Source organism: Paraburkholderia rhizosphaerae, from assembly GCF_004366595.1.
Taxonomy (GTDB): domain Bacteria; phylum Pseudomonadota; class Gammaproteobacteria; order Burkholderiales; family Burkholderiaceae; genus Paraburkholderia; species Paraburkholderia rhizosphaerae.
This window is the reverse complement of the sequence record NZ_SORE01000001.1, coordinates 325,954-340,835: the sequence shown is the minus strand read 5'-3', so window position 1 is coordinate 340,835 and position 14,882 is coordinate 325,954. Positions and strand designations below refer to the sequence as shown.

The following is a 14,882-nucleotide window of genomic DNA, read 5'->3' as shown; positions in this document are numbered from 1 at the left end:
AGGACGGCTTTAAGGACACACAGGAGAAGAGAGCATGACCAGCACAGATCTCGATTCGCGAATCGAAACGTACTACGCGCGCGTCAGAGGCGTGGTGCAAGGCGTGGGCTTTCGCCTGGCGACGGTGCGCGAGGCGCACGCGCTCGGTATCAAGGGCTGGGTGGCCAATCTCGACGACGGTTCGGTTGAAGCGCTGTTGCAAGGACCCGCGAACCAGGTCGACCGGATGCTCACGTGGCTTCGGCATGGTCCGCCCGCCGCGCGTGTGACCGAAGTGACCGGCGAAGAGCGCATGACGGACAAGCGATACGAGCGTTTCGAGCAGCATTGACGCCAGTGCAACTGCGTGCGGCGTAATGTGGCGTCGCGCGGTGCGAATACGGCCCGCGCCGGCAACGCCGTCTCACGCTGATGTCACCGCGCGACCAGCAAGCTCTCCGCAAAACCCCAATCCTCCTCGACCCACTGTTGCCGGCATGCGAAGCCTGCATCGTGTGCGATGGCTTCGATTTCGCTGACGCGGTACTTGTGGCTGCTCTCGGTCCAGATCGTTTCGCCGGCTTCGAGCGTCACGTTCAACTGCGCTGCGCGCACCTGTGCCGTGACGCGGCGCTTTGCACGCAAATGCATCTCGACGCTGCGCGCATCCGGATTGAATCGCGCAACATGCTCGAACGCATCGAGATCGAATGTGCCGCCCAGTTCGCGATTGATACGCGCGAGCAAGTTCAGATTGAAGGCTGCGGTGACGCCAATCGGATCGTCGTAGGCGGAGATCAGCACGGGCACCGGCTTTTCGAGGTCGGTGCCGAGCAGCAGCGCATCGCCGGGCATCAGCATGCCGCGGATGTCGCGCAGAAAGCGTGTGGCCGCGAGCCGGCCGAAGTTGCCAATCGTGCTGCCGAGAAACAGCACCAGTAGCGGTTCGTCGCGCGAGCGGCGCTTGCTGACTTCGGCGAGCCCGGCGAGATAGTCGCGCTCGTAACCGACGATCGAAAGGCGCTCGAGATCGCCGAGCTCACGGCGACATAATTGCAAAGCGGTGCGCGAAATTTCAATTGGCGAATAGGTGGTCGACGTCGTTGGGCGTTTCTTGCATAAAGCTTCCAGAATGCGCCGCGTCTTGCGGCCGCTGCCGCTGCCGAGCTCCGCGACGATCGCATTGTGCGGCACGTGCGCGACGATATCGCCCGCATGCCGCGTTAGCAATCGCTCTTCGGCGCGCGTGACGCCATATTCGGGTAGTGCGGTAATCACTTCAAAGAGTGCGGAGCCGACTTCGTCGTACAGATACATCGACGGCAGCTCCCGTTGTGGCGCATGGGTCAGGCCGGCTCGCACGGCGTCGGCGAATTCGGGAGAGACGTCGTGCGATAGGGCTGGCTGGGTCATGTTCGCTCCATGTTGTGTCGTCCGGCGGCGGCCTGCAATGCTGCCGGTCATTGGGGTTCGCGCGCACGAGCGATGCGATGATCGTCGCGCACGATAGGCGGGCATAGCCGCGGCTTGACGTGCAATTAAAAAGGCATTGCGTTCAGCATCCACGGCGGCGAAGACACCGTGTCAAGCAAGAATCGCGCTTACGGGTTACGTCGATGTGTCCCGACGTGAATGGACCGTGAAAGGCGTGAAGGTTACGTTCTACTCCAATGTGCGAAATCATGCACGCACCCATTCGTATGCCGGTTGCTACCCATCGGATAGACGAGGCGTCTAGAATGCCGGCTTGGCCGGCAATGGATGCCCTCGCCTGACACCTCTGTCGATCATTATCCGCACCTTCGAAACAATCGCTTGCATGAACAACTATATGGCCGCGGTACAACAGGTTGCACATCAGGTTGCACATCGCCGATCGGCGTGCGGCAGGATTGCACGTCCTGTTCCCGAATGGACTTTGGCTCGATGAGCACCTACCAGCCTGGGCGCGGCATCGCATTGTCGGTTAGCGCATCTGCGCTCTTCGCATTGCTGTCGGTCTACGCGACGTTGCTGGCGCCTTTAAGCGGGCTCGATATTTTTGCGTGGCGTGTGCTGTGGACTGCGCCCGGTGCGCTGGCGCTGATTGCATTGCGCTCGCGTCTGCCCGAACTGCGCACGCTAGTGACACGCGCGGTAACCGAGCGCTGGACGGCGCTCGCGCTGATCGTCAGTGCGGCATTGCTGGGCGTACAGCTGTGGGTGTTCTTGTGGGCGCCGCTGCATGGACGCATGCTCGAAGTGTCGCTCGGCTATTTCCTGCTGCCGCTGACGATGGTACTGACCGGGCGCTTCTACTATCGCGAGCGGCTCGACTTGCTGCAATGGGCGGCGGTCGGTTGCGCGGCGCTCGGTGTCGCGCACGAGTTGTGGGTGACCGGCGCGTTTTCATGGCCGACCGTGCTTGTCGCGCTCGGCTACCCACCGTACTTCGTCTTGCGTCGCAAGATCAACGCGGACTCGCTGACCGCGTTCGCCGTCGAAATGACGCTGCTATTCCCGGTCGCGGCCGTGATGGTTGCAACCGGCGGCTCGTTGAACCTGCTGGCCGGCCGGTTCGATATGTGGCTACTGTGGCTGCCGGGCCTCGGACTGCTGAGCACGGTTGCGCTCGGATCGTATCTGAAGGCGAGCCGGCTGTTGCCGATGGCGCTCTTCGGCATTCTCGGATATGTCGAGCCGGTGCTGCTCGTGCTGGTGTCGGTGACATTGCTTGGCGAACACCTGTCTACTGCCCAGCTCGCGACGTATGTGCCGATCTGGCTTGCTGTCGCGTTGACCGCATTGCATGGCGCGCGGCTGATCCGGCTGCAGATGCGTTAGAAGGCTGCCACGTGTTCATGTGGGTGGCGCAGGTCGCACGATCGGATCGTAGCCACCCAGATTGGCAAGCGGGTGAGCCGTTTGTGATCGCAACTGCGCGGCGACCTTTTCGACGGGCGTTTTGTCGAGTGAACCCGCAACCGCGTTCGCGACAATGCCCGTCAGCAGCAGAAAGGGTGTCACCACCGGCCCAACCGCGGGAATGTACGGGGTGATCATCGCCGCTGTATTGATCGTCGACGCGGCAAGTTCGGCATCGGCGGCTGTGCTGCCTTTTCCTTGCTTCGCTTTCTCGATGTAACTGGAAAGCTTGATCCCGTATTCGGCCAAGGCTGGAACGAGCAGGCCCGCACTTGCGTAGCCCATCAACTTGACACCCCCAGGAATCGACCAGTTTTTACCTCCCCATACGTTGGCCCGGTTGAGTTCGACGTTGAACGAAAACTTTTGAAAAGAGCTTTTTAACTGATTGGCGTTCTCCTGGAGTTCCGTCGCCAGCGCATTTAACCTTGCGCGGCTCGTATTGACCCACGGCACGCCACGTGTGCTGAGCGGTTGATAAGCTTGCGCCACGCGCCCGGCAGACTGAACGATCCGGCGAGCGGATTCGTCGATCCCAGTCTGAACTTCGATGTCGGCTATCGGTGTGGCGACGGGGCGGATGTTCTCAACAGATGAAGCCGGCGATGTCGTGCCCGAGGTCGACGGCGTTGCATCTCCAGTGACATCTCGCACCGCGAATTCGTCGCGAAGTGGCGCATGCTGTTGCAGTTCCCCGGTATCTGGGTCGATCCGTTCTGAGGCCGCGAGGCTGCCGTCAGGCCGGTACTCGTAGCTGATTCCCCGTACCGACTCCGCACCGCCGCGTGATTGCCCGACCTTACCTGGCAGCTTTGCCTGCGGGTGATCTGCCTTGTACTGACTTGCGGATACGAGCGCGGCGTCGACATACAAGCCGATCGATGAATCGATCGTTCCTTGCGCCAATGCAGCGCCGGCCGCGACATAGTCGAGCGTCGGGTCTTCTCCCTGGGCCAATTTTCTGGCGGCGGAATCAACGTACATCGCGCCGCGAGTAAAGTCTGATGCGATCGACACCCCCCTCGTTGCGAATTGCACCGCGGCCGGGATCGGCTGATGGAACGGCAACATCGGTTTCTGGCGTTGGGACAGCGTCGGCAACTTCTCCTTGACGAGTTGTGAGTTGTTGAAGCGGACGTAGCCGTATTCTCCTGCTCTCACCAAGGCTGCCGTCGGTCCGCCGTACTTCACGAAGTCCTTTTCGGCCTGTGTTTGTGGGTGTGTCTGCTGTGTCGTGAAGACGATGCTGTTTTGCTGCGGGTAGCTTTCCGAGGCCAGCCTTTCGTAGGAATAGGCCAGTTTCAGGTGCGTTCCCGCGGGTGTTAGCGGTGGTGGCGCGATGAAGTCGGGCGGAGGCGTTCGTGCCGTGTCCTGTCTGGATGCGGATAGTGTCGTGACGCCGAGATCCTTCGTACCGACCAGCACGTCTTTGCCTGTACTGGTGTCGTAGAACGACAGTCTTCCCGCGTAGTCGTCAGGGCTTCCCTGATACTTGCCGCTCGATGTGTACGGCGGATCGACTGATCGGGGCGTGGCAAGCCGACTGTCGTTAACCGTCGCTGTCATCAATGCGCAGGCGAGCTTGACCTGATCGTTGGCGTCGGATATTGCGTTTTCCAGAGCGCCCTTGCGCTCGCGCAGCAAGCCGACAATTTCGCTTTTATCGGCGGAGCCGCTCGCCGGCAACCTGGTGATGACGGCAGCCTGATTTTTATCCAGCGCATCGTTGAAGTTCTTGACTCGCGTGTCAATGATGCTCTTCTTCAGAGCGGCATCCTGTTCGAGCAGAAGGTGGGTTTCAGCCGTCTTGTTTAGCTGTCTGGAGATAGTTTCGGCATCGATCTTGCCGATGTTCTGCTCGCGCCACGCACGCAAATCGAGAACTGACTGTTCCCATGCTTTTCCTAACAGCAGGTCGATCTTGTCTCTCGCATATTGCGCCGCCTTCAACGAGAGTTCGCGCGCGTCGGTTGCCGACACGACCCAATCCGCGCTTTTATCGACGTTACCCCGGGTGAGCCGGTTATCCGCATCGAGCGTGAACGAGTCCGGCACATAGGGGTGTACGTTGGAAAGATGCTTGTGGCTAGCTTCGTTCCATGACTTCTCCTCGTCGTCGTACGCCTGTTTCGCATGAGCGAGCTGCTGCTTCGCGTTTTCGTATTTCGCATAGTCCGCGGGCCAAGGAAGGCCCGAGAACGGGTCGGCGCCGGTCGTCATTTGATGCTCGGCGTCGTTGAACTCGCGCTCCGCGGTGCGTACAGCTTCCGCTGACTTGTCAAGCGAGCGCCGGTCATGGCCGAGGTCATATTCGACTGACCCGCGTATGCAGTCGCTCACACGGTTCCACGCATCGATCTGTGACGTTGCAAGCATCTGCTTCACGTTGTTGAGCAGCGTGGTGTGGTCTGCATCAGTTGCCATCGACCTGTTTAAACCATGCGTCACCGCTTTCCGGGGCGCTAGCGTAGAACCGTTCCTTGCGCGAGACGCCGGCTTGCCGTTCGCAGCGGCGGGCATGCGATTCGTTGTACGACCGGCATTACCATTGTCTTGCTGTCGAGCCGCTTGCTTCGTGTCGGGCTGGTTACCGTCCTCGGCGTGCGAGCGTGGATCGATGGAGTGTGAATTGACCAGCATAAGCGCATGTCTCCCGTTATGGTGTTGCCAGGACTACCGGGACGATTAGACCAGGAGCAAAGGTGACTGGGGTGTTGCCTGAGTATGCGCGACCGAACTCCGCGACCGACGCATGCGGATTTGGTTGCCCCCGCAACTTTATAAACGCGGCGCTGAGATAGATGAGTAGTTGCGGCTGAAGATCGAACGAGTCGATTGTGACTGCATCTGACTATAAACATTTTGTACCGGCGTATGCTTGTTTTCGCCGATCAGATCGAGCGTCATATTGGCGACGGTTAGGAATGGCGTGAGAACCGGGCCTATTGCCGGGATATACGGCGCCATTGAACCGATCAGATGCATCGATGACTGTGCCATTTTGAATCTGTCGTCATTTGTCAAAGAACCTTGGCGTGATTTTTCTTTATAGTCGGAAACCTCATCCGCAAACTTTTTGACCGACAGTCCGAGACCAACCACGTTTGCCGCGGTGAGTGATTGAGCGGCGCCCGGCACATTCCAGCTTTTATTGCCAAGAAGCTTCAATGTTGTTTCGTTTTCCGACAGATTTTGTAACTGACCATTCAGTCCTCTAGCGGTTTCGATCAATTCCTTGCAATACGCAACCTCTCGTTCACGGTGATTGTCGATCCTTGGCATCTCATTGGTCTGTGCGGCGTGTTCTGCCGCAGCAACACTCGACGCCGATCGCTGGATTTGCTGCGCCGTCTGCTCGATATTTGCTAGCGCGTGTGAGGCTGAACCGTCATTTGCATCCCGTTTCTGGCGTCTTTTCGAAACGAAGTCGCGTTCCGGCTGTTTATCGGTGCCGACGCGCATGTTGTTCACCGTTTTGTCCGATAGTGTCGAGAAAAGGTTGGCCTGATCGTCGATGTCGGCAATGGCGTTCTCGAGATTCGTTTGGCGTTCTTTCATCAATTCGCCGGTTTTGTCAGAGTTGCCGCTGTTACTAGCGACAGCGGCTGCATTGGCGTCCAGATTGGGCTGGAACGCTTTCACCTGGGCGTCGATGTTGTCTTTTCGCGATTGTGCATCCTGCGCGAGGAGCATGTAGGCCTCGGAATCCTTGAAAAGCTGCCTTGCTATGTCTTCTGCGCCTTCATTTCCTACGTTTTTTTCGCGCCAGGCCCGGATGTCCTTTATCTGCCCCTGCCAAACCTTGGCTACGTCCGCGTCGATTCTGTCTTTGGCGGTCTGTGCAGCTTGAGCAAGGTCTTTCTGCGTGTCCGCGGGTGATTTATTCCAGACTGGCTGGTTTTCCGTTCCGGGGCCGGTTGCGGCCGCAGAACCCGCTTCTCCGGCGGCGGAATGAGCGGTGAGCAGATGGGCAGTGGACGGACGGCGGGCTTTTGCGGGTGCGGCGCTGGCGTTGGGTTGCCCGAATTGTTCTTTCGGTTGCGAGAACGCTCGCTTTGGACTTTCCTGTGCAATCGGCTGCCCGGATGTGTGGGTACGACCGTCTTTAACATCATCGAATTGCGTGGAATTTCCACCGGTGGGGCGTGTATTTGTTTGCATGTCTAATTGACTTTGTGTTGAAGGCACGATCAATTAAACGCGAAAATTAGCTGCTCCGGTCATGCGTAAATATGCTTTATGGATAACGTGATGATCGGTTATCGGCCAGCAGGGTTCGGATCGGGCCTCAGTCCACGCGCGCCGACGTTGCGGCGTCATTCGCGATCAACGCCACTTTGCCCGTGCAATTGCGCCGTTTCAATCCGCTGCTCGATCGACGCACGTAGTTCGGGTCGCCATCCGGCGCCAAGCAGCGCTTCGGTCAACAGAAATAGCGGCCCGATCATCAGGCCGATCAGATCGTCGACGAATGCCGGCTTCCGATGCTCAAAAGCCACATGCCCGAAGAACTGGACGATCCAGCCGACGCCAAACAGGCCGATACCCGTTGCGAGCCAGACGGCTGTCGACTGCGCGGCAATCCATTGCCCGAACACAATGCAGACCGCGGACACGACCGCCATCATGATGCCGAGAGCCGTATCGAGCACGATGTAGTAAATCGTGCCGGCCACGAACAACGCCCACGCGGGCGACACCGTGAACGGCAGCATGCCGAATGTCGACGCTGGCCGACCGAGCAGCACGCTCAACGCGAGCACGATCATCGGGATACCCACAAAATGCGTCGTGACGTTGCGTCGGTCACGATGGTAGGCCGCATACTGTGCGAGCTGATCGGTCAGCGTTTTCATCGATGTGTCTCCCCGTCAATGCGCATTGCGGTTGGGGAACGCGCTCCGCTAGAACGGATTGTCGACGATTCCCGGCTTTGCGTCGGGTTCATCCTTGATCCGTTCAGGCAGATCCGCTTGCGCCTGCAGTGCGGCCACGACATTGTCGACTGCCTGCTTGAGTGCGAGCGCCGCCTTCAGGCCGCGTTTGTCCTTCGTCAGTTCAAGCGTGCCGTTGATGATCACTCGCGTAGTACCGTTCGTCACGCTGAGCGCATCGCCCTGAATGTTGAGCACGTCGGCATCGTTGGAATATGCGTTAAACACCTTTCAGCCCTCCTGGCCGCTGGTCTTTCACGTTTTCCGGAATGCCTGGAAAACGGATCCCGCTGGCGGCTTCGAGTTCATGTACTGTTTCGATGTTGTAGCGACTTGTCGCGACATTGTCCACGACGACAGCGAATGCGAGCCGCTTCGACGGCACGTAAACCACCTTGAATAACCGGGTTGGGACGAACACATGGTTTGGCCCGATGGTTTGCAGCTGCTGCCCGACGAACATCGGACCCGTGACGACATACGTGTCGTCGTACTTCATCGCGAGTTTGCGTACCGCGCTTTCGATGCGCGCCCACAAGCGTTCGTTGTTCTCACGATTCTGCGGAATAACGTTCGCGAGCGAGAACGATTCCGCCATCGCTTCCTTATTCCAGCGGTTGCCGGCGGCGCTCATATGGCCACGATCGAAACCGCTGCGTTTGTAGTCCGCGAGCGTTGCGCCTTCGCCGCCAGGAAGGCGCGACTCTTCGAAGAAGCGGTTCGTGCGTGTCATGTCTTTGGCGGCTTCGATATGATCGCGCGTCAGATGCTCGGCGGACCACAGCGGGCCATGCGTGATGCCGGAATGCAAAAGTGCGAAATCCGCGTAACACAGCAGCCGCGTTTTCGGCGCCATTTTCGTGTTGGTCAGCACCGGCCATTGGCCGCCGGGTGTGAATTCCGGGCAGGACGGCGCGGCTGACGCATGTACTGCCACAACGGTCAGTAAGCAGAGAAGCCACTTCTTCATAAATCGGGAACGAGGCGGAGGCGGGAGGTGAAAAGGGATTGGCAGAAGCCGCAAGGTGCGCAAGTATAGCGTCGCGCGTGGCGCGATCGGAAGCTCATGATTGCGCCGCAGCAATCCATTCCGGACAGGCTGCGATGCCGCTTTTTTGCCGCGAGCCGTAGCGGCAACAGCGCGCAAGAGCCCGCTCGGAGAAACGAACGACGGAGAGGAAATGGCACTACAGAACTATGCGGGCGCCTGCCATTGCGGCGCGTTGCGATTCACGGTGGATCTCGATCTCGACCAGACCATTTCCTGCAACTGCTCGATTTGCAGGAAGCGCGGACTGATCCTCGCATTTGCAAAGGTCGACCGCTTTCACCTGAATGCGGCGCAAGGCGCGACGCAGGAGTATCTATTCAACAAGCGGGCGATCAGGCATCAGTTCTGCCGCGTCTGCGGTGTTGAGGCGTTTTCGTTTGGTGCGATGCCGGACGGCACGCCGATGGTCGCGGTCAACGCGCGATGTCTCGACAATGTGGATCCCACAGCGTTGAAACCGACGCTATACGACGGCGCAAGCCACTAGCGCCACGCGTTGGACGACGCATGCTCGCCGGCAAAAGAAAGCGCCGCGCCCTCCACCCTGAGTAGCCTGTCGGCTTGCCGGCAAGTCCAGCGCGTGCTGGCCGCGCGGCCGCGGCACCGGTCAGCGCCCGAAAATACTGTGCTCCGCCTTGACCGGCTGGCGATCGACCGCTTGCAGACGCCAGAATCCGTTCATCGGCGAATGTGTAATTTCCGACTCCCAGGCCGCGACACCTTGCGATGAACTGACGCGTTCCCGGCGATCGATATGCAACCCCCGCAAGGTGCAAAGGGGCGCGGCCGCACTCGGCGCGCACAAGGTTGTGACGCCGTCCTGATCGCGCAACTCTCCCCAGGGAGGCAGAAAAACGCCTTCGTGTGCTTCCCTGGACCATCGACCCTGCTCAGTATCGAGCCATAGCACCGCATAGTCGTGATTGACGGTCGGATCCGAACCGTTGATAAGAATGGTGAGCCGCATTTCCGTTCCATTGCAAAGAGCCTGTGCGCACCATCAGTCTATGTCGGGTGATACGTTATGCAAGCCAAATGGCTATCGATGGGATTAAAAAACCCAATTGGGAACGCATCAGCCAACTTCTAGATTTAAGGCACGGCTCAGGCGCGCGCGTCCGGCCGGAGTCGTTCGCGACTGTCCTTGTTCCCCAACGCGCGTTCCCACAATACAAGGCATGCATGGAGGCTCAGATGACGCAATTGAAGGGATCCAGAACAGAAGAAAATCTGAAAGCCGCATTCGCCGGTGAATCGCAAGCTAATCGTCGGTACCTGTATTTCGCGGCGAAAGCGGACGTTGAAGGCCAGAACGACGTAGCCGCGCTGTTCCGTTCAACCGCCGAGGGAGAGACCGGTCATGCACACGGTCACCTCGAGTATCTGGAGGCAACGGGCGACCCTGCCACGGGCCTGCCATTCGGTTCGTCGCGCCTGAATCTGCAGGCCGCGATCGCCGGTGAAACGCATGAATACACGGACATGTATCCGGGTATGGCGAAAACGGCGCGCGACGAGGGCTTCGACGAAATCGCAAACTGGTTCGAAACACTAGCCAAGGCTGAACGCAGCCACGCGAACCGCTATTCGAGGGCACTCGAATCGCTGGTGGATTGACGACGCGATGGCCGGCGCTGCCATTTGATGCCGTCCGGCGACGGCATGCCCCGAGCATTGCGCGAGAACGTGCGGCGAAGCACCGCAAGTTCTCGCGCGGTGTTGCGTGCCGGTTTTTCCCGCAATATGGCGCGCCGCGTACACAAGAACGATGAAACGGAGACTGACGTCATGCCCCACAAGGAAGGCAGTCTCGAAGCCCCCACCCGACACGCGCTCGACTGGCGATCCGACAGCTTTTATGAGCAGAGCGCGATCGACAACGAACTGACCCGCGTTTTCGATATTTGCGCGGGCTGCCGCCGCTGCGTGTCGCTGTGCGGTGCATTCCCGACCCTGTTTGATCTCGTCGACGAAACCGACACCGGCGAGGCGCACGACGTGGACAAAGCGAATTTCGGCAAGGTAGTCGACCAATGCTATCTGTGCGACCTCTGCTACATGACGAAATGCCCGTATGTGCCACCGCATCCCTGGAATGTCGATTTCCCGCATCTGATGCTGCGCGCCAAGGCCGCGAACTACAAGCGTGGTGACGCGAAGCTGCGCGACCGGTTCCTGTCGAATACCGACGCGCTCGGGCATCTCGCCGGCATCCCGGTCGTCACGCAGACTGTCAATGCGGTGAGCGGCACGCCTGCCGCGCGCGGACTGATGGAAAAGGCGCTCGGCGTCGACAAGGACGCGTGGCTGCCGTCATTCGCTCCGCGCAAATTTCGCAGTGCAGCGAAGCAATCACCGCAAACGCCGATACGCGACGGCGAGCGTACCCCCGGCAAGGTCGCGGTTTATTCGACCTGCTACGTTAACTTCAACGAGCCGGGCATCGGTCACGACCTGCTTGCCGTGCTTGCGCACAATGGCATCCCGTACGAACTGGTGACGAGTGAAGCGTGTTGCGGGATGCCATTGCTCGAACAAGGCAACCTGGAAGGCGTCGCGCGGAAGAAGGAGAAAAATCTGCCGGTACTCGCGCACTATGCGCGTAATGGTTACGCGATCATCGGCGCGATTCCGAGTTGTGTGATGATGTTCAAGCACGAGTTGCCGCTGATGTTCCCGGACGACCCCGACGTGCGCGCGGTCAGCGAAGCGTTTTGGGACCCGTTCGAGTACTTCGTGTCGCGACACCGCGACGGCCTGCTGAAGACGGACTTCAATACGCCGCTAGGCAAGGTCTCGTATCACGTGCCGTGTCATGCGCGGGTGCAGAATATCGGCCGCAAGACTTCCGAGACGCTCGCGCTGGTGCCGGATACGCAGGTGACCGTGGTCGAGCGCTGCTCGGGCCATGCCGGCACATTCGGCGTGAAAAAGGAATTCCACCAGATCGCGATGAAAATCGGCACGCCGGTCTTCAGGGCGATGGCGCAGCCACAGCCTGACTACATCTCATCGGATTGCCAGCTAGCCGGTCACCACATCGAACAGGGGCTCGACGCAAACGGCCTGCCGAAGGCACCACTCGCGCATCCGCTGACGCTGCTGCGCAAAGCGTACGGCCTATAACACTCCTACTTCGTAAGGACATCCGATGACGATCGCAAGGAACTCCCTGTTGTCGCTCGAGAATTATTCGAAGTCGCGCATGACAATGCGCGATCGTGTAATCGAGCACAAGAAGCGCCGCACGGTGAGGCTGGGCAACCACCTCACGTTTCTCTTCGAGGATGAGTTGACGATTCGTTACCAGATCCAGGAAATGCTGCACATCGAGAAGATCTTCGACGAAGAGGGCATTCAGGGCGAACTCGATGCCTACCTGCCGCTGGTGCCCGACGGCAGCAATCTGAAGGCGACCATGCAGATCGAGTACGAAAACGAGGTTGAACGCCGTGCGGCGCTCGCGCGGCTGATCGGCATCGAAGACCGGGTGTTCGTCGAGGTCGAGGGCGAAGCGCCGGTGTACGCAGTCGCAGACGAAGACCTCGATCGTGAAAACGGCGAAAAAACCTCGGCCGTGCACTTCGTGCGCTTCGAGTTCACGCCGAATATGAAAGCGCGCTTGCGCGACGGCGCGGCGCTGCGAATTGGCTGCGATCACCCGAACTACCCGACACCTGTGCAGACGATCGACCAGAACGTGCGTGCGTCGTTGCTCGGCGACTTGCGATAGGCGAAGCCGTCCGCCGACTCAAAGCGCCTTGCGATAGACGACGAACCCCGAGCGGTCGGCGATGCCGTCGTAAAGGCGCATGGCAGTCGCGTTGGTCTCGTGCGTAGTCCAGTAGACGCGTTCCGCGCGCGCGGCGCGCGCCTCGTCGTACACGCGTTCGATCAGCGCGCGGCCGACTCCTTTGCCTCGCTCCGATTCAGCGGTAAAGAGGTCTTGCAGATAGCAGGTTGGCCCTGCCATGGTCGTGTGGCGGTGATACAGGTAATGCACGAGGCCCACCAGCTTGCCGTCGCGTGTCGCGACCAGCGCATGCATCGGCTCCAGTCCGTCGAAGAAGCGCGCCCACGTCAATAGTGTGACTTCGCGCGGCACTGCGCTTGGGCCAGTACGCTCGTAAAAGCGGTTATAGCCTTCCCAGAGCGGCAGCCACGCATCGAAATCGTCGGGGTGCACCGGTCGAATCTGAAGCTGGGTGGCGCCAGTCATGACTACGTCTCCTTATGTGTGAATGCCCGTTGGCCGACCAGCATAGGACATTTCAGCGCGTAAGGGTACGCCTGCGCTTTCGCCCATCCCTGCGGTGGACGATGCTTTACGGCAGCACTGCGAGCGTAGACGGCTTCAACCGGGTGACGAATGGCGCAGCGTCTCACGCACTTTTTTTGCGGCGAGAAGCGGCATGTAATCGACGATGCGACCGTCCGCCTTGTATTGCGCCAGCGTATCGGAATACAACTTCGAGACGGTTTCGGGAGGGGTGTTGGTTTCAGCTGCAATAGCCTTCACGACTTCTTCGGCGTTGGGCTGAGGCTGGGCCATGAATCTCTCCGTTGTGGCGGTCAGATGGAAGGAGGGTGAGAAATCACATTACAGGTCGCGCGGGGCCTGGATGCCAATTGAATCCGGCTATCGCGCTTTTTACCGATCGCGTGGCCATGGCGCGATGCGGGTTATCACAAACCACTGAGCTGGCATCAATTTGTGACGACGGACCGGTTGAATGACAAACGAAAGTCAAGATACAGCAAATCGATAAGCACCACGATTCGTGTTCGTGTACGATCCCACACCAAAATCTTCACAACAAACGGAGACCAGAAGTGTTTCGATCGTTCGCGAAGCGAGCCGCGCCGCTCGCCGCCCTCTCGCTTGCGGCCCACGCCTACGCTGCTAGCTCGCCTGACGCCGCCATTCCCGAACACGCGGCCGATTTCATCGAACATGACTTCCACTTCTCGGACGGTACGATCCTGCCGGAAGTCCGCATTCACTACGTGACGCTCGGTACGCCGCAACGCGACGCGCGCGGTGACGTGACGAACGCGGTGCTGTTGATGCATGGCACAACCGGCACGGGCAAAGCGTATCTGACACCGCTGATGCGCAAGGAGCTCTTTGCGCAGGGCGAGCCGCTCGATGCGAGCCGCTATTTCATTGTGATTCCGGACGGCCTCGGCCGCGGCGGGTCGAGCAAACCGAGCGACGGGATGCGGACGAATTTCCCGAAGTACGGTTACGGCGACGTGGTCGACGCGAATCATCGGCTGCTCGTCGATGGTCTGAAGATCAACCATCTGCGGCTGGTGCTCGGCACGTCGATGGGCGGCATGCAGACATGGATGTGGGGCGAGCGCTATCCGGGCATGGCCGACGCGCTGATGCCGATCGCGAGCCAGCCGATCGCGATGGCGGGCCGCAACTGGTTGTGGCGGCAGATGGTCGTCGGCGCGATCCGCAACGATCCGGGCTGGCAGGGCGGTGCGTACACGACCGAGCCCACGCAATGGACCCGCGTGATGCCGCTTTTCACGCTGATGACGAACAACCCCGCGCGTTTGCAATCCGCGTCGCCGGACCGCGCGTCCGCCACGCGGACTTACGACACGCTTGTCGCCGATGCCGGGAAAACCGATGCGAACGACGCGCTGTACTGGTTCGAATCGTCGTGGGACTACGATCCCGCGCCGGAACTGTCGAAAATCCGCGGGCGGCTGTTCGCGGTCAACTTCGCCGACGACCTGATCAATGCGACCGACCTTGGCGTGATGCAGAAGCTGATCGGCGATGTGCCGGGTGGCCGCTTCGTCGAAATGCCGGAGACCGCGCAGTCGTACGGACATCAGACACTCGCGCATCCCGAAGTGTGGAAACCGTACCTCGCGCAACTGATGAACGGCAGCTGACGCACACCCTGGCGCTCGCCGTTACGCCGGCCTTTCATCGCAGGTGCGAAATGCGATAATCCGCGTTTCGCACGCCGCGAGGCCAGCCCGAGCCCGGA

The 14,882-nt window shown here is 59.8% G+C and carries 16 protein-coding genes; 7 read left to right on the top strand and 9 right to left on the bottom strand.

Annotated features, from left to right (window positions below; genetic code table 11):
* Positions 1-34 precede the first annotated feature (34 nt).
* Positions 35-331, top strand: a complete 297-nt coding sequence (locus BX592_RS01455; RefSeq protein ID WP_134189856.1) for an acylphosphatase — start codon at positions 35-37, stop codon at positions 329-331.
* A gap of 83 nt (positions 332-414) precedes the next feature.
* Here the strand turns inward: BX592_RS01455 and egtD are convergent, their stop codons facing one another.
* Positions 415-1,392, bottom strand: coding sequence for an L-histidine N(alpha)-methyltransferase (gene egtD / locus BX592_RS01450; RefSeq protein WP_134189855.1), 978 nt, complete (start codon positions 1,390-1,392; stop codon positions 415-417).
* Between the two features lie 513 nt (positions 1,393-1,905).
* Here egtD and rarD point away from each other — a divergent pair.
* Positions 1,906-2,802, top strand: a complete 897-nt coding sequence (gene rarD / locus BX592_RS01445) for an EamA family transporter RarD (protein ID WP_134189854.1) — start codon at positions 1,906-1,908, stop codon at positions 2,800-2,802.
* 15 nt (positions 2,803-2,817) lie between these two features.
* Here the strand turns inward: rarD and BX592_RS01440 are convergent, their stop codons facing one another.
* From BX592_RS01440 to BX592_RS01420, 5 genes are all read right to left on the bottom strand, one after another.
* Entirely contained in the window at positions 2,818-5,523 is a 2,706-nt protein-coding gene (locus tag BX592_RS01440; protein ID WP_134189853.1) for a hypothetical protein, read from the bottom strand.
* 138 nt (positions 5,524-5,661) lie between these two features.
* The gene (locus tag BX592_RS01435) at positions 5,662-7,044 is read right to left on the bottom strand and encodes a hypothetical protein (RefSeq protein WP_134189852.1); all 1,383 of its coding nucleotides are present in this window, start codon (positions 7,042-7,044) and stop codon (positions 5,662-5,664) included.
* A 155-nt stretch (positions 7,045-7,199) separates the two neighbouring features.
* Positions 7,200-7,739, bottom strand: coding sequence for an Mpo1 family 2-hydroxy fatty acid dioxygenase (locus tag BX592_RS01430; protein WP_134189851.1), 540 nt, complete (start codon positions 7,737-7,739; stop codon positions 7,200-7,202).
* Positions 7,740-7,787: 48 nt separating this feature from the next.
* A complete protein-coding gene (locus BX592_RS01425) occupies positions 7,788-8,045 on the bottom strand; it encodes a hypothetical protein (protein ID WP_134189850.1) in 258 nt (85 codons plus the stop codon).
* Positions 8,038-8,787: a DNA/RNA non-specific endonuclease gene (locus BX592_RS01420; RefSeq protein ID WP_134189849.1), complete on the bottom strand. Its 750-nt coding sequence runs from the start codon at positions 8,785-8,787 to the stop codon at positions 8,038-8,040. Before BX592_RS01420 ends, BX592_RS01425 begins: the two co-directional genes overlap by 8 nt.
* 211 nt (positions 8,788-8,998) lie before the next feature.
* Between BX592_RS01420 and BX592_RS01415 the strand changes: the two genes are divergently transcribed.
* A complete protein-coding gene (locus BX592_RS01415) occupies positions 8,999-9,355 on the top strand; it encodes a GFA family protein (RefSeq protein ID WP_134189848.1) in 357 nt (118 codons plus the stop codon).
* Positions 9,356-9,475: 120 nt separating this feature from the next.
* Here BX592_RS01415 and BX592_RS01410 read toward each other — a convergent pair whose 3' ends face one another.
* Positions 9,476-9,835, bottom strand: coding sequence for a DUF3564 domain-containing protein (locus BX592_RS01410; RefSeq protein ID WP_134189847.1), 360 nt, complete (start codon positions 9,833-9,835; stop codon positions 9,476-9,478).
* Positions 9,836-10,062: 227 nt separating this feature from the next.
* Between BX592_RS01410 and BX592_RS01405 the strand changes: the two genes are divergently transcribed.
* The 3 genes from BX592_RS01405 to BX592_RS01395 all read left to right on the top strand — a co-directional run bounded on the left by BX592_RS01405 (position 10,063) and on the right by BX592_RS01395 (position 12,601).
* A complete protein-coding gene (locus tag BX592_RS01405; protein WP_134190004.1) occupies positions 10,063-10,485 on the top strand; it encodes a rubrerythrin family protein in 423 nt (140 codons plus the stop codon).
* Positions 10,486-10,656: 171 nt separating this feature from the next.
* Entirely contained in the window at positions 10,657-11,994 is a 1,338-nt protein-coding gene (locus tag BX592_RS01400; protein ID WP_134189846.1) for a heterodisulfide reductase-related iron-sulfur binding cluster, read from the top strand.
* Positions 11,995-12,019: 25 nt separating this feature from the next.
* Positions 12,020-12,601, top strand: a complete 582-nt coding sequence (locus tag BX592_RS01395; protein ID WP_134189845.1) for a DUF3501 family protein — start codon at positions 12,020-12,022, stop codon at positions 12,599-12,601.
* Positions 12,602-12,619: 18 nt separating this feature from the next.
* Here the strand turns inward: BX592_RS01395 and BX592_RS01390 are convergent, their stop codons facing one another.
* Positions 12,620-13,087, bottom strand: coding sequence for a GNAT family N-acetyltransferase (locus BX592_RS01390; protein ID WP_134189844.1), 468 nt, complete (start codon positions 13,085-13,087; stop codon positions 12,620-12,622).
* A 135-nt stretch (positions 13,088-13,222) separates the two neighbouring features.
* The gene (locus BX592_RS01385) at positions 13,223-13,420 is read right to left on the bottom strand and encodes a DUF3562 domain-containing protein (RefSeq protein WP_134189843.1); all 198 of its coding nucleotides are present in this window, start codon (positions 13,418-13,420) and stop codon (positions 13,223-13,225) included.
* A gap of 281 nt (positions 13,421-13,701) precedes the next feature.
* On the opposite strand from BX592_RS01385, the gene BX592_RS01380 reads away from it, so the two are divergent.
* Positions 13,702-14,784: an alpha/beta fold hydrolase gene (locus tag BX592_RS01380; RefSeq protein ID WP_134189842.1), complete on the top strand. Its 1,083-nt coding sequence runs from the start codon at positions 13,702-13,704 to the stop codon at positions 14,782-14,784.
* The last annotated feature ends 98 nt before the right edge of the window (positions 14,785-14,882 follow it).

Bases quoted from the DNA above. Each gene is read 5' to 3' on its own strand.
- BX592_RS01440 (WP_134189853.1), bottom strand. From the start codon at position 5,523: ATGCTGGTCAATTCACACTCCATCGATCCACGCTCGCACGCCGAGGAC.
- BX592_RS01455 (WP_134189856.1), top strand. From the start codon at position 35: ATGACCAGCACAGATCTCGATTCGCGAATCGAAACGTACTACGCGCGC.
- BX592_RS01435 (WP_134189852.1), bottom strand. From the start codon at position 7,044: ATGCAAACAAATACACGCCCCACCGGTGGAAATTCCACGCAATTCGAT.
- BX592_RS01405 (WP_134190004.1), top strand. From the start codon at position 10,063: ATGACGCAATTGAAGGGATCCAGAACAGAAGAAAATCTGAAAGCCGCA.
- BX592_RS01415 (WP_134189848.1), top strand. From the start codon at position 8,999: ATGGCACTACAGAACTATGCGGGCGCCTGCCATTGCGGCGCGTTGCGA.
- BX592_RS01430 (WP_134189851.1), bottom strand. From the start codon at position 7,739: ATGAAAACGCTGACCGATCAGCTCGCACAGTATGCGGCCTACCATCGT.
- BX592_RS01420 (WP_134189849.1), bottom strand. From the start codon at position 8,787: ATGAAGAAGTGGCTTCTCTGCTTACTGACCGTTGTGGCAGTACATGCG.
- BX592_RS01390 (WP_134189844.1), bottom strand. From the start codon at position 13,087: ATGACTGGCGCCACCCAGCTTCAGATTCGACCGGTGCACCCCGACGAT.
- BX592_RS01400 (WP_134189846.1), top strand. From the start codon at position 10,657: ATGCCCCACAAGGAAGGCAGTCTCGAAGCCCCCACCCGACACGCGCTC.
- egtD (WP_134189855.1), bottom strand. From the start codon at position 1,392: ATGACCCAGCCAGCCCTATCGCACGACGTCTCTCCCGAATTCGCCGAC.
- BX592_RS01395 (WP_134189845.1), top strand. From the start codon at position 12,020: ATGACGATCGCAAGGAACTCCCTGTTGTCGCTCGAGAATTATTCGAAG.
- BX592_RS01385 (WP_134189843.1), bottom strand. From the start codon at position 13,420: ATGGCCCAGCCTCAGCCCAACGCCGAAGAAGTCGTGAAGGCTATTGCA.
- rarD (WP_134189854.1), top strand. From the start codon at position 1,906: ATGAGCACCTACCAGCCTGGGCGCGGCATCGCATTGTCGGTTAGCGCA.
- BX592_RS01410 (WP_134189847.1), bottom strand. From the start codon at position 9,835: ATGCGGCTCACCATTCTTATCAACGGTTCGGATCCGACCGTCAATCAC.